This is a genomic window from Rhodococcus rhodochrous, from assembly GCF_900187265.1.
Classification (GTDB): domain Bacteria; phylum Actinomycetota; class Actinomycetes; order Mycobacteriales; family Mycobacteriaceae; genus Rhodococcus; species Rhodococcus rhodochrous.
Window position 1 is genome coordinate 664819 of the sequence record NZ_LT906450.1, and the last position, 12649, is coordinate 677467.

Sequence of the window (12649 nt, forward strand, 5' to 3'; positions counted from 1 at the left end):
AAAGAGTTGGACACGTTCGCCGAAGTAGTGCGCGCCCGTCACGGTGACCCGAAGGTGGGATTGCGTTTCGAGGATCAGCAGTGGACCTGGGGCGAGGTGGTGCAGGAGAGCGCGGATCGTGCCGCCGCGCTCGTCGCGACCGTGCCTGCTCCCGCAGATCGGCAGCGCCACATCGGGGTGCTGCTCGAGAACGTCCCGGACTTCGTCTTCTGGATCGGCGCCGGTGCCCTCGCCGGAGCAGCCGTCGTGGGCATCAACGCCAGTCGCAGCGGCCCCGAGATCGCCCGCGACATCGCGCACGCGGACATCGACCTCGTCGTCACCGAATCCCGCCTCGCCCATCTGCTCGAGGACACCGGCCACGGACTGTCGGCCGACCGCATCCTCGACATCGACGACGATCGCTACGAGGAATTCCTCGCACCCTTCCGCGGCGCGGATCTGCCCGAGACGATCCCGTCCGCCGACGACATCGCACTGTTGCTGTTCAGCTCCGGTTCCACCGGCGCCCCCAAGGCCGTGATCGTCGGCCAGGGCCGGCTCGCGCGACTTCTCGGTCCGCTCACCGAACGTGTTCGCATGCGCGAGGATTCGGTCGCCTATCTGTGCATGCCGCTCTTCCACGGAAACGCACTCATGCTCAACCTCGGCACGGCGATGCGGGCCGGCGCGACCGTCTGCCTGATCCGGAAGTTCTCCGCGAGCCGGTTCTCCGACGACATCCACCGCTACGGTGCCACTTTCGTCAACTACGTGGGCCGGGCCCTGTCGTACATCCTGAGCCGCCCGGAGGATCCGCGCGACCGCACGGGCACTCTGGAACTGGCGTTCGGCACCGAGGCCTCGGAGGCCGACGTCGCGCGGTTCTCCGAACGTTTCGGATGCACGGTCGTCGAGGGCTACGGGATGAGCGAGGGCGTCTTCCGCATCAACCGCACCCCTGATACCCCGCCCGGCTCGCTCGGCGTCGCCGTCGGTGGGGTGGACGTCCGCATCCTCGACGAGGCCACGGGCCAGGAGTGCCCCCGTGCCCGGTTCGACGAGTCGGGCCGCCTGATCGACAGCGACGCCGTCGGCCAGATCGTCGCGTGCAACACCGCGCACACCTTCGAGGGGTACTACAAGAACCCGGAGGCGATGGCCGACCGCATCAAGGGCGACGACTTCTGGTCCGGCGACCTCGGATACCGCGACGAGAACGGCTTCTTCTACTTCGCCGGGCGATCGTCCGACTGGCTCCGCGTCGACAGTGAGAACTTCTCCGCGACCCCCGTCGAGCGGATCGTCCTGCGCGCGCCGGGCATCCTGTCGGCGCCGGTCTTCGCCGTGCCCGATCCCACGACCGGCGACCAGGTCATGTGCGCCGTCGAACTCGAACCCGACGCCGAGTTCGATCCGGTGGCCTTCGGCGCGTTCCTCGCGGAACAACCCGACATGGGCGACAAGTGGTGGCCGCGGTTCGTGCGGGTCACCGACGGGATCCCGCTCACGGGGAGCAACAAGGTGAACAAGGCACCGCTACGGGCCGTCGCGTGGAACACCACCGATCCGGTCTACGTGCGTGTCGGGCGGACACCCGAGTACGTCCTGCTCGACGACGAGATGCGCGCTCGGATCGAGCAGGAGTTCGTCGCCAACGGCAGGGCGGCGCTGCTGCCCACCGCCGAATCCGCCTCGGTCGCATGACCTCGGCGGGGAGGTCTCGACCAGTGAGATGTCCCCACCTGGGGTGATGCCGATCACCTAGCGTTCGGACGTATCGCGGCGGACGCCCCCCGGCAGACTCCGCCGCCCGAACTCCTGAAGCTTTCCCTGCCTCCCGAAAGGACGGACGACCGTGAGCCTCGGCACTTCCGAACAATCCGAAATCCGTGAGATCGTCGCCGGGTCGGCTCCCGCCCGCTTCGCCCGCGGCTGGCACTGCCTCGGCCTGGCGAAGGATTTCAAGGACGGCAAGCCGCATTCCGTGCACGCCTTCGGTACCAAACTCGTGGTGTGGGCCGACAGCAACGACGAGATCAGGATCCTCGACGCGTACTGCCGGCACATGGGCGGCGATCTCAGCCAGGGCACCGTCAAGGGCGACGAGATCGCGTGCCCGTTCCACGACTGGCGCTGGGGCGGCAACGGCCGCTGCAAGAACATCCCGTACGCACGTCGTGTTCCCCCGATCGCGAAGACCCGCGCGTGGCACACGCTCGATCAGGACGGGCTGCTGTTCGTCTGGCACGACCCCCAGGGCAATCCGCCGCCGGCCGACGTGACGATCCCGCGCATCGCGGGTGCGACGAGCGACGAGTGGACCGACTGGGTCTGGTACACCACCGAGGTCGACACCAACTGCCGCGAGATCATCGACAACATCGTCGACATGGCGCACTTCTTCTACGTGCACTACTCCTTCCCGGTGTACTTCAAGAACGTCTTCGAAGGACACGTCGCCAGCCAGTTCATGCGCGGTCAGGCCCGTGAGGACACCCGTCCGCACGCGAACGGTCAACCGAAGATGATCGGAAGCCGATCCGATGCAAGCTATTTCGGCCCGTCCTTCATGATCGACGATCTCGTCTACGAGTACGAGGGATACGACGTCGAGTCGGTCCTCATCAACTGCCACTACCCGGTCTCCCAGGACAAGTTCGTCCTGATGTACGGCATGATCGTCAAGAAGTCCGACCGTCTCGAGGGCGAGAAGGCGTTGCAGACCGCGCAGCAGTTCGGCAACTTCATCGCGAAGGGTTTCGAGCAGGACATCGAGATCTGGCGCAACAAGACCCGCATCGACAACCCGCTCCTGTGCGAGGAGGACGGCCCCGTCTACCAGCTGCGTCGCTGGTACGAGCAGTTCTACGTCGACGTCGAGGACGTCGCGCCCGAGATGACCGACCGCTTCGAGTTCGAGATGGACACCACCCGTCCCGTCGCGGCGTGGATGAAGGAGGTCGAGGCGAACATCGCCCGCAAGGCCGCCCTCGACACGGAAACTCGTTCTGCACCAGAGCAGTCCACCACCGCGGGCTAGGGGAACGAATCATGGAGAACCGGATGGAACCGCTGCGTTGCGGTGAGTGCGCCGCGCAGGTGCTGGTCCGGAAGAACAGCTGGGAGCACACCTCCATCCAGTGGAACACCGACGCCCGCCGTCGCTGCCGGATCGAGCAGGACGGCGGGCGTGAGGGCCGCCCCGGCGCACCGCGGATGTCGTGCTCGTATCTCGACGAGACGATCTCCCGGGCGGCAACCTCGGGTGTCATCGAGGTCTTCGACGACACCCCCATCTGCGCCCCCATCGTGCAGTGACGACCGTGCAGTGACAACCGTGCAGTGACAACCGTGCAGTGACAACCGCGCAGGGACCCCCTCGGACCCCGACTACTCCCAGAAGGACAGTGATGACCGAAACCCTCGACCTCGACCGCTCGTACTACGGCCCGTGGGCCGTCATCGCCGGCGGATCGGAAGGCGTCGGCGCAGCGTTCGCCGACGAATTGAGCCGCGCGGGTTTCGATCTCGTGCTCATCGCCCGCAAGCCGGGCCCGCTCGAGGAGACCGCGGACAAGGCGCGCAGCAACGGGGTGCAGGTGCGCACCCTCGCGCTCGATCTGCTCGCCGACGACGCCGTGGAGGAGATCCGCAAAGCGACCGCGGACATCGAGGTCGGTCTGTTCATCTTCAACGCCGGCGCGAACAGCTACGGCCACGAGTTCGTCACCGGTGAACTCGACGGCTTCCGCGGCGTCATCGAACTCAACGTCCACCGCCAGGTCGAGTTGTCGCACCTGTTCGGCGGGAAGATGGCCGAACGCGGTCGCGGCGGCATCATGCTGCTCGGCTCGCTGTCCGGGTACATGGGCGCCGAACACCAGAGCATCTACGCCGCGTCGAAGGCGTTCAGCCGTGTCTTCGCCGAGAGCCTGTGGCTCGAACTCGCTCCGCGCGGTGTGCACGTGGTCGAACTCGTCCTCGGCGTCACCCGCACGCCGGCGATGGTGCGCGCGGGCCTGAACTTCGACATCCCCGGCATGCTCGTCGCCGAACCGGAGGACGTCGCACGTGAAGGTCTCGAGCACCTCCAGGACGGCCCCGTGTGGGTCGCCGGGGGCAACTACGAGGCCGCGGTCAAGCGCAGCGGATTCCCCCGCGACAAGCTCGTCCGGGGTGCCGCGGCGGCGATGCGGGCACTGCTGAACCGCTGATCCCCTCCGATACGGATCGTCCCTGGGCGCCTTCGCGGCATCCGGGGACGATCTCGTCGTCGGGGCGTTCAGAACTCGATGCGCACGTGGTCGCTCTTCGGCCGGGCCTGGCACGCGAGGACGTATCCGTTGGCGATGTTCTCCTCGTCGAGGATCGCCGACGGCGGGCTGTCCACATCGCCCTCGACGACGGTGCACGCGCACGACCCGCACTCGCCCTCACGGCACGAGTACGGCACGTCCAGGCCCTTCGACAGCATGACGTCCACGAGGGTCGCGCTGCGGGGCCACACGAGGTCGTGCTCCTCGCCGTCGAGTTGCACTGTTGCAGAGGTCGCGTCGGCATCCGACTCGTCGATCTCGACGAGGGGGACGTCGGCGAACGGATCGCCGGACAGCGACGTGAAGACCTCGGCGTGGATCCGGTCCTTCGGCACGCCCGCCAGGAGCAGCCCTTCGCGGACGGTGTCCATGAACGGGCCGGGCCCGCACATGTATGCACGGTGATCGGCGAAGGGCGAGATCAGGGTCGCGAGTTGCTGCGGCGACGGCAGGCCCTGGACGCTCTCGAGCCAGTGCACGACGGTGAGAGCGCCGGCGTGACGAGCGGCGAGTTCGCGCAGCTTCTCGGCGAAGATGACGGACTTCTCGTCGCGGTTGCCGTAGATCAGCACCACATCGCGGTTTCCGCTGTGCAGTGCCGACTCGAGTATCGACATCACGGGGGTGATCCCGCTTCCGCCGGCGAACAACACGAGCTTCTCCGTCAGGTCGGCCGGGGTGAAGACTCCAGCGGGAGGCAACACCTCGATGCTCCGGCCCGCGACGATGTTGTCGCACAGCCAGTTCGAACCGTAGCCACCGGCGGTGCGCTTGACGGTGACCTTCGGCGGTTCACCCGTGAACGGGGAACTGGCGAGGGAGTAGCACCGGGCGACGGAACCGGTCCGGTCGCTCGGGATACGCAGGGTGAGGAACTGCCCGGGCCTGTAGGTGAAGTCCTCGCGGCGGTCGTCGGGTACGTCGAACACCAGCGACACGGCGTCGGCGGTCTCCTGGACGACTGCGCTCACCGTCAGCACGGTGGCGCGTGAAGTGACCGGTGCCTGGACGGCTGTCATCGGCGGATTCCCTTCGGTACACGAACGTCTCGATCGGAGAACGGTAGAACGTACCCGACGGGAAAGCGCGTCTCCTCCCGGTAATCGGGACACCGGGAGGAGACGCGCTGTTCTCGGATCGAGTGGTGCCGGCGGATCAGGCGGTACGCGTGCCGCGCGGGATCATCAGGGTGAGGGCGATCGTCACCACGGACAGGACGACGAGCATGGCGCCGACCGTGTTGATTCCGGCGAGAGGCGTCGCCGCGAAGGCGAGCAGCATGGTGGCGACGGACGTACCGACACCCTGGCCCGCGGTGCGGAGCACGGCGTTCGTTCCGGCCGCCTCACTGGTATTGCGCTCGGGCACGGCCTCGACGATCAGGTTCGGAATCGCGGTGTAGGCGAAGGCGGTTGCGACCGACACCACGACCACCATCGCGGTCATGGCCACCACGGAGTGGTGCGCGGTGAGCATGACGACGATGCCGGCGAGGAAGAGTCCGGTGCCGAGCAGCATCGACGCCCGCGAGCCGACCGCGGCGGAGATCCGGCCGCTGAGCGGGGTGCAGGCGAAACCGAACAGGGACCCGATGAACGACAGCCAGCCCGCGTGCGTTGCGCTCAGGCCCAGGCCGAAGTCGCCGGTGGACGGTGTCTGCATGATGATGGGGATGATCATGGTGACCACGCCCAGCGGGCCCGCCGCGATGGCGACGGTGGCCAGCATCGTGAGCGAGAACTTGCGGTCGGCGAACAGTCGCACGTTGATGATGGGGGAGGGGATACGCAGCTCCCACTTCACGAACAGGACCAGTGCGACGGCACCGCCGAGGACGAGTCCCAGCGTCCGTGCATCCGACCAGCCCCAGGCCTGGGACCTGCTGACGCCGAGTAGGATCGCGGCGACCGCAGCCGCGAAGGCGACCGCTCCGAGATAGTCGACCTTCTCGGAGGTACCGGTGGCCCGGCGCCAGGGCAGGACGAACCACACCAGCAGCAGGGCGAAGATCGCGTACGCGGCGGCGACGACGAAGATCATGTGCCAGCTGGCGTTGTCGATCAGCAGGCCTGCGACGAGCAACGACGCGGATCCCGCTGCCACGGCCGAACCCGAGATCAGCGCAACCGCAACCGGAACACGCGCTGCAGGAAGGTGTTCGCGTGCGAGGCCGATGCACAGCGGAAGGATCGCGCCGGCCACACCCTGGATCGCGCGGCCGATGATGATGCTGGTGAGGCTGTCACCGACGGCGCTGACGATCGACCCCAGCGCTGCGACGGCGAGAAGGATCACGAGGATCCGTTCGCGGCCGTACATGTCGCCGAGACGGCCGCAGACGGCGGCAGAGGCGGCTGCGACGAGCAGGAAGGACGTCACCGCCCACCCGACCGTCGAAGCGTTGCTGTCGAATTCGGTGATGAGGGTCGGGATCGCGGCGAACATCATCGATGATTCGAACGCACTGATGATCTCGACCACGATCAGGACCGATACGATCACCCACACCGGTTTCTGCCGGTCGAACCGGCCCCGCTTCCTGGCGGTCGACGATTCCGAATGGGAGAGTTCGTTGGCATAGGATGTCACAGCACATTCCAGACTCTCGGCGACCCGATCACGGGCCGCGGTTCCTGATCCACGGATGGGAGTGGCTCGGATCACTTTGTAGATCAGGTGAGATACGTCTCGTTGTGCAATCCCGGTGAGCGAGATCGGGTTTCGGACCCTCAGGTCAGGGCGGCCTCGTGCACCGCACGATCGAACTCCGGAAGGTCCGCGCCGGCACGCAGAGTGCTCGCGAGCGAGGGGTCGGCCAGGTGCAACCGGCCGATGGCGATGAGGTCGAACTCGTCGGCGCCCAGTCGTCGTTCGAGTTCGGGAACGTTGTTCCGCACGGGTGCGCTGCCCAGCAACCGGCTCTCCCGCAGCGTCGTTCCGATACCCACGCTGCCCACCGCCATCGACAGTGCGCCGGTGACCTTCTTCGCCCAGCCCGCGAGAGTGAGATCGCTGCCTTCGAATGCCGGCATGTCGAAGCGGCGGATGCTCGCGTCGAACACGTCGACACCCGCTTCCGCCAGCGGCGTGAGGACGGCCTTCAGTTCGTCCGGGGTGCGGGCGATCCGCGCATCGTAGTTCTGCTGCTTGTGCTGGGAGAACCGGTAGAAGATCGGCAGGTCGTCGCCGATGCGCGCGCGGATGGCCGCGACCACCGCTGCGGGGAATCGGGTGCGACGCTCGAGGTCGCCGCCCCATTCGTCGTCGCGGAGATTCGTTCCCTCCCAGAGGAACGAGTCGAGCAGGTAGCCGTGCCCGCCGTGCAGTGCGATGCCGTCGAAACCGACCCGGGCCGCGGATGCGGCCGCATCGGCGTAGGCCGCGATCACCTGTTCGATGTCCTCGGTCGTCATCGCCCGGGTGGGCTCGGACGCCCGTGCGACGTACTCCTCGCCGTAGGACGTCACGCCGGGCTCGCCCCAGACACCCGAGGGACGCATGGGCGTGAGCGACGGGTCGACGTCGGCGGTCATCGCGCCCCAGAGCGGACCGACGTGCCACAGCTGAGGAACGATGCGTCCACCCTCGGCGTGGATCGCGTCGACGACGCGGCTCCACCCTTCGAGCGCCTCCTCGCCGTACATGTGGGGCACGCGCGGGTTGTCGACCGCCGTAGGGTGGTCGATGGCGACACCCTCGGTGACGATCAGACCCGTGCCCCCCGCGGCGCGGCGCCGGTAGTACTCCACGACGTCCGGGCCGGGCACGCCGCCCGGCGAGTGCGAGCGGGTCATCGGCGACATCACGATGCGGTTGCGGAGTTCGAGGGAACGGACCGTCAGGGGGCGGAAGAGGGGGGACTCGGTATCCGGCATCGTGGTCTCGACTCTTTCGGCTCGTTCGGGTGACGGGGGCGGGCGGATTCGATCCGCATCCGATGTTGTACCCACGGCCGGACGGAGGGACCGGGCGTCTCCTGCTGAGTGAGATCTTCCGGCCGACACGGGTCCACCCGGCGGGAATTGTGCAACAGGTCACTCTCCGAGTACTCTCGCCGGTACCCACAAGAATGAATTTCAGTTTTGCCGCGGTCGTGGGTGATCGGTAATCCGGAGAAAGGGTGACGATGTCCGAGTCGCATCATGAGCAGGCGCCCCGAGCGCCGAAGCGCGAACTGCCCGCGTCGATGGTCGAGCGGATGACCCTGATCCTCGACGCCTTCGACGACCTCTCCTCGCGACTCACCCTCGAGGAGGTCGCGTGCCGGACCCAGCTCCCGCGCTCGACCGTCCACCGCATCCTCGACCAGATGGTGCGACTCGACTGGATCGACCACGCGTCCTTCGGCTACTGCCTCGGACGTCGCGCGAAGGCCATGGGGGACGGCGACAACGGGCACATCCGCATCCGTGAGGCCGCGGCGCCGCACCTCCACGAACTGCACATGACCACCGGCATGGTCGCCCACCTGTCCGTCCTCGACGGAGGCGACTGCGTCTACCTCGACAAGATCGGCGGTCAGCTCGCCGCGGCGCTGCCGTCCCGGGTCGGCGGACGCTCACCCGCCTACGCCACCGCCGGCGGCAAGGCGCTGCTCGCCGGCCTCGAACCGGAGCAGGTCGACGTCCTCTACGGCGGACCGAACCTGCCGCCCCGCACCGAGCGGACCATCACCGACCTGTCGACCCTGCACCTCGAACTCAACCGCATCCGCCGTCGACACGGACTGGCCTTCGAAACCGGCGAGGCCACCGCCGGCATGTCGTGCGTCGGCGCCGCGATCCGCAGCCCTGCATCGCCGGTCGCCGCGATCTCCCTGTGCGGTCCCACCCGCCCCGGCCACCTCGAACGCATAGCACCGCTGGTCGCCGATGCGGTCCGCACGATCTCGCGCGCGCTCTATCCCGAACTCGACACCCCCCGACGCAATCGCGCCGCACGCACGTCCGCAGCGTCGTGGTCGCCGCAGGTCATGGAGCAGATGCTCGCCACACAGTCCCACGGCTGGATCTGACGGACGGATCCGCAGGCAGGTCCGACGGCACCACGTCCGGGCCGTCGGCGGAGGAACCTTCCCGGTGATCGGGAGTGTCCGGGTCGCGTGAGGTGAATCACTGGAAACCTCGACCTCATGACGACGGAATGGACTTTCGAGAACACGGCGAGAGAACTCGCGACCGACCGCGGCACCCTCCGCTACCACGAAGCCGGTGAGGGTGAACCCCTCCTGCTGCTCCACGGCTCCGGGCCGGGCGTCACCGGCTGGCGGAACTACCGCGGTGTGCTCGCCGATCTTGCCGAGCACTACCGGTGCCTCGTCCTGGAGTTCCCCGGCTTCGGTGTGAGCGACCCGTGCGAAGGGCACCCGATGGCGATGGCATCGGTCGCGGTGACCGACTTCCTCGACGGACTCGGCCTCGACCGCGTGTCGATCATCGGGAACTCGATGGGCGGCATCGTCGGGACGCAGTTCGCGATCGCACAGCCCGACCGGGTGAAGAAGCTCGTCACCATCGGAGGCGCCGGCCGGTCGGTCTTCGCGCCGTCGCCGGGCGAGGGCATCCGGCTGCTCATGGAGTTCACGGACGATCCCACGCGCGACAAGCTCGTCCGCTGGCTGCGGTCGATGGTCTACGACCCCGCGATCGTCACCGAGGAACTCATCGAGGAGCGGTGGGCGCTGGCCACCGAACCGAAGACCCTCGAGATCGCCAGACGCATGTACAGCACCGCCGCCTTCGCCGCGGGTGCGAAGGCCGCTGCCGCCTCCGACGCCACCCCGTACTGGGCGCAGCTCCACAAGATCACCGCGCCGGTGCTGCTGACCTGGGGTCGCGACGACCGCGTCAGCCCCGTCGACATGGGGATGCTTCCCATGCGCGAACTGCGCCACGGCGAACTCCACGTGTTCCCGAACTGCGGCCACTGGGCGATGATCGAAGCACGCGAGGCGTGGCTGTCGGCGGTGCTCGCGTTCCTTCGCCGCGACGACGCGTAGCCAACCGTCCGCGCGGACTCGTAATCTGCTCCCGCTCAGCCACACCGACCGCTCCCGCTCAGCCACACCGACCGCTCCCGCTCAGTGGAAAAACGACGATGCAAGTGCGGTTCACCTGAGACCGTAGGCGTCAACGGAACCGACGCTCACCACGTCGTATCGGGGCGTCACCCTCACAGAGCTGGAGAGATCATGGGACAGGTGCTCGACTCCGTTTCGGAGTTCGCAGACGAGATCCGCGCGGACGGTGCCGAAGGCGACACCCTGATGCGGCTGACCGACCGCAGCGCGAAGAGGCTCCGCGACGCCGGCGTCATCCGCCTCCTGCAACCGAAGGAATTCGGGGGCCTCGAGGCGCACCCGCGCGAGTTCGCGGAGACCGCCATGGCCATCGGCGCCATGGACGGTGCGACCGGCTGGGTCAGCGGCATCGTCGGTGTCCACCCGTGGGAGATGGCCTTCTTCGACCCGAAGGCCCAGGAGGAGGTGTGGGGCGAGAACCCCGACACCTGGATCGCATCCCCGTACGCACCGATGGGTGTCGCGACCCCCGTCGACGGCGGATACATCCTCAACGGCCGCTGGTCGTTCTCGTCGGGCACCGACCACTGCGACTGGGTGATGATCGGCGCGGCCGTGGGCGACAAGGACGGCAACCGCCTGAGCCCGCCGCAGAGCCTGCACGTGCTGCTGCCGCGATCGGACTACCGGATCGACCACGACAGCTGGAACGTCGTCGGCCTGCGCGGCACCGGTTCGAAGGATCTCGTCGTCGAGAACGCCTTCCTCCCCGAGTACCGGACGCTGCGCGCCGAGCGCGTCATGGGCGGGGTGGCGTGGCAGGACGCCGGACGCGACGAGACGCTCTACAAGTTCCCCTTCTCGTGCATCTTCCCGCTCGGCATCACCTCGTCGCTCATCGGCATCGCCGAGGGTGCGCTGAACTGCTACATCGAGTCCCAGCGCGAGCGGGTCACGGTGTCCGGCACCGCGATCAAGCAGGATCCGTACGTGCTGTCGAACCTCGGCGACGCAGCGGCGGAGATCGCTGCCTCGCGCGCCGCCCTGCTCGAAACCGTCGACCGCTTCTGGGATCTGACCGAGCGGGGCATCGAGGTCACCTTCGAGCAGCGCGCGATCGGACGCCGGACCCAGGTCGCCGCGGCATGGCGGGCCGTGCGCGCCGTCGACGAGATCTTCTCGCGGGCCGGCGGCGGCGCGTTGCAGCTGAGCAATCCGCTGCAGCGCTTCTGGCGCGACGCGCACGCCGGTCTGAGCCACGCCATCCACGTCCCCGGTTCGATCTTCCACGCCGCGACGCTCACCCAGCTCGGCGAAGAGCCGCAGGGCATGATGCGGTCGATGATCTGACTTCACATCCATTACGGCGAAGGAACATTCGGATATGACGGACATTCGGTTATGACGGACATTCGCGGACTGGGTTATCTCAGGATCCAGACCACAGACATCGCACGGTGGCGCGAACTCGTCGTCGACGGACTCGGCATGGCGATCGGTACCGGGCCGGAACCCGACGGCCTGTACCTGCGTGTCGACGAACGGCGGGCACGCCTGATCGTGTTGCCCGGTGAGGTCGACAATGCGCTCGCCGTGGGCTGGGAGGTGCGCGACGAGTTCGCGCTGCGTCGAGTGCGCGAAGCGGTCGAGAAGGCCGGCATCGCCGTCGAGGTCCTCTCCGAGGAGGAGTCGACCTATCGCGACGCCGAGCAGGTCATCGCATTCGACGATCCGGGCGGCACCCGCACCGAGGTCTTCTTCGGTCCGGTGCTCGACCACAGCCCGGTCGTGACGCCGTTCGCCGGTGTCTTCCACACCGGTGAGGAAGGGCTCGGCCACGTCGTCCTGCCCACCGCAGCGTTCGGGGAGTCGTACGAGTTCTACACCGAGGCACTCGGTTTCCTGCCGCGCGGAGCGACGCGGCTCGGTGGCCTGTCGGCACCGCCGCCCGTGCGGCGCGTGCGCTTCCTGGGCGTCAACCGCCGCCACCACAGCCTCGCGTTGTGCCCGGCGCCGCCCACCGCCGAACCGGGTCTCGTGCACCTGATGCTCGAAGTCGAGACGCTCGACGCGGTCGGTCAGGCCCTGGACCGGGTGAACAAGCTCGGCTTCTCGATCTCGTCGACCCTGGGCCGGCACACCAACGACAAGATGGTCTCCTTCTACGTCCGTGCTCCCGGCGGATGGGACATCGAGTTCGGTACCGAGGGCATGCTCGTCGACGAGACCTTCTACACCGCGGAGGAGATCACGGCCGACAGCTACTGGGGCCACGACTGGTCGGGTTCCGAGCCCCTCGCGGCGTTCTCGCCGCCGGCAGGCTGACCCCGTC

At 67.7% G+C, this 12649-nt stretch carries 11 protein-coding genes; 8 read left to right on the top strand and 3 right to left on the bottom strand.

Going from position 1 to position 12649, the window contains the following annotated elements; genetic code table 11:
- Positions 1 to 6: 6 nt before the first annotated feature.
- From CKW34_RS03085 to CKW34_RS03100, 4 genes are all read left to right on the top strand, one after another.
- Complete coding sequence (locus CKW34_RS03085; protein ID WP_059382525.1) at positions 7 to 1686, top strand: AMP-binding protein; 1680 nt, start codon at positions 7 to 9, stop codon at positions 1684 to 1686.
- A gap of 151 nt (positions 1687 to 1837) precedes the next feature.
- The gene (locus CKW34_RS03090) at positions 1838 to 3022 is read left to right on the top strand and encodes a Rieske 2Fe-2S domain-containing protein (protein ID WP_059382524.1); all 1185 of its coding nucleotides are present in this window, start codon (positions 1838 to 1840) and stop codon (positions 3020 to 3022) included.
- A 23-nt stretch (positions 3023 to 3045) separates the two neighbouring features.
- On the top strand, positions 3046 to 3300 hold the full coding sequence (locus tag CKW34_RS03095; protein ID WP_059382628.1) for a hypothetical protein: 255 nt from the start codon (positions 3046 to 3048) through the stop codon (positions 3298 to 3300).
- A 92-nt stretch (positions 3301 to 3392) separates the two neighbouring features.
- Positions 3393 to 4196: an SDR family NAD(P)-dependent oxidoreductase gene (locus CKW34_RS03100; RefSeq protein ID WP_059382523.1), complete on the top strand. Its 804-nt coding sequence runs from the start codon at positions 3393 to 3395 to the stop codon at positions 4194 to 4196.
- A 68-nt stretch (positions 4197 to 4264) separates the two neighbouring features.
- On the opposite strand, the gene CKW34_RS03105 is transcribed toward CKW34_RS03100, so the two are convergent.
- The 3 genes from CKW34_RS03105 to CKW34_RS03115 form a co-directional block, all read right to left on the bottom strand.
- Positions 4265 to 5317: a ferredoxin--NADP reductase gene (locus tag CKW34_RS03105; protein WP_059382522.1), complete on the bottom strand. Its 1053-nt coding sequence runs from the start codon at positions 5315 to 5317 to the stop codon at positions 4265 to 4267.
- 136 nt (positions 5318 to 5453) lie between these two features.
- Positions 5454 to 6800, bottom strand: coding sequence for an MFS transporter (locus CKW34_RS03110; RefSeq protein WP_059382627.1), 1347 nt, complete (start codon positions 6798 to 6800; stop codon positions 5454 to 5456).
- Positions 6801 to 7027: 227 nt separating this feature from the next.
- Complete coding sequence (locus CKW34_RS03115; RefSeq protein ID WP_059382521.1) at positions 7028 to 8173, bottom strand: oxidoreductase; 1146 nt, start codon at positions 8171 to 8173, stop codon at positions 7028 to 7030.
- A gap of 245 nt (positions 8174 to 8418) precedes the next feature.
- On the opposite strand from CKW34_RS03115, the gene CKW34_RS03120 reads away from it, so the two are divergent.
- The 4 genes from CKW34_RS03120 (at position 8419) to CKW34_RS03135 (ending at position 12642) form a co-directional block, all read left to right on the top strand.
- Positions 8419 to 9312 (top strand): IclR family transcriptional regulator, encoded by an 894-nt coding sequence (locus tag CKW34_RS03120; protein WP_059382520.1) that lies wholly within the window; start codon positions 8419 to 8421, stop codon positions 9310 to 9312.
- Positions 9313 to 9429: 117 nt separating this feature from the next.
- On the top strand, positions 9430 to 10296 hold the full coding sequence (locus tag CKW34_RS03125) for an alpha/beta fold hydrolase (RefSeq protein WP_059382519.1): 867 nt from the start codon (positions 9430 to 9432) through the stop codon (positions 10294 to 10296).
- Positions 10297 to 10488: 192 nt separating this feature from the next.
- The gene (locus CKW34_RS03130) at positions 10489 to 11667 is read left to right on the top strand and encodes an acyl-CoA dehydrogenase family protein (protein WP_059382518.1); all 1179 of its coding nucleotides are present in this window, start codon (positions 10489 to 10491) and stop codon (positions 11665 to 11667) included.
- Positions 11668 to 11718: 51 nt separating this feature from the next.
- Positions 11719 to 12642, top strand: a complete 924-nt coding sequence (locus CKW34_RS03135; protein WP_059382517.1) for a VOC family protein — start codon at positions 11719 to 11721, stop codon at positions 12640 to 12642.
- Positions 12643 to 12649 lie beyond the last annotated feature (7 nt).

Coding starts and splice junctions, on each gene's coding strand:
- CKW34_RS03095 (WP_059382628.1), top strand. CDS start 3,046: ATGGAACCGCTGCGTTGCGGTGAGTGCGCCGCGCAGGTGCTGGTCCGG.
- CKW34_RS03100 (WP_059382523.1), top strand. CDS start 3,393: ATGACCGAAACCCTCGACCTCGACCGCTCGTACTACGGCCCGTGGGCC.
- CKW34_RS03105 (WP_059382522.1), bottom strand. CDS start 5,317: ATGACAGCCGTCCAGGCACCGGTCACTTCACGCGCCACCGTGCTGACG.
- CKW34_RS03115 (WP_059382521.1), bottom strand. CDS start 8,173: ATGCCGGATACCGAGTCCCCCCTCTTCCGCCCCCTGACGGTCCGTTCC.
- CKW34_RS03125 (WP_059382519.1), top strand. CDS start 9,430: ATGACGACGGAATGGACTTTCGAGAACACGGCGAGAGAACTCGCGACC.
- CKW34_RS03130 (WP_059382518.1), top strand. CDS start 10,489: ATGGGACAGGTGCTCGACTCCGTTTCGGAGTTCGCAGACGAGATCCGC.
- CKW34_RS03135 (WP_059382517.1), top strand. CDS start 11,719: ATGACGGACATTCGCGGACTGGGTTATCTCAGGATCCAGACCACAGAC.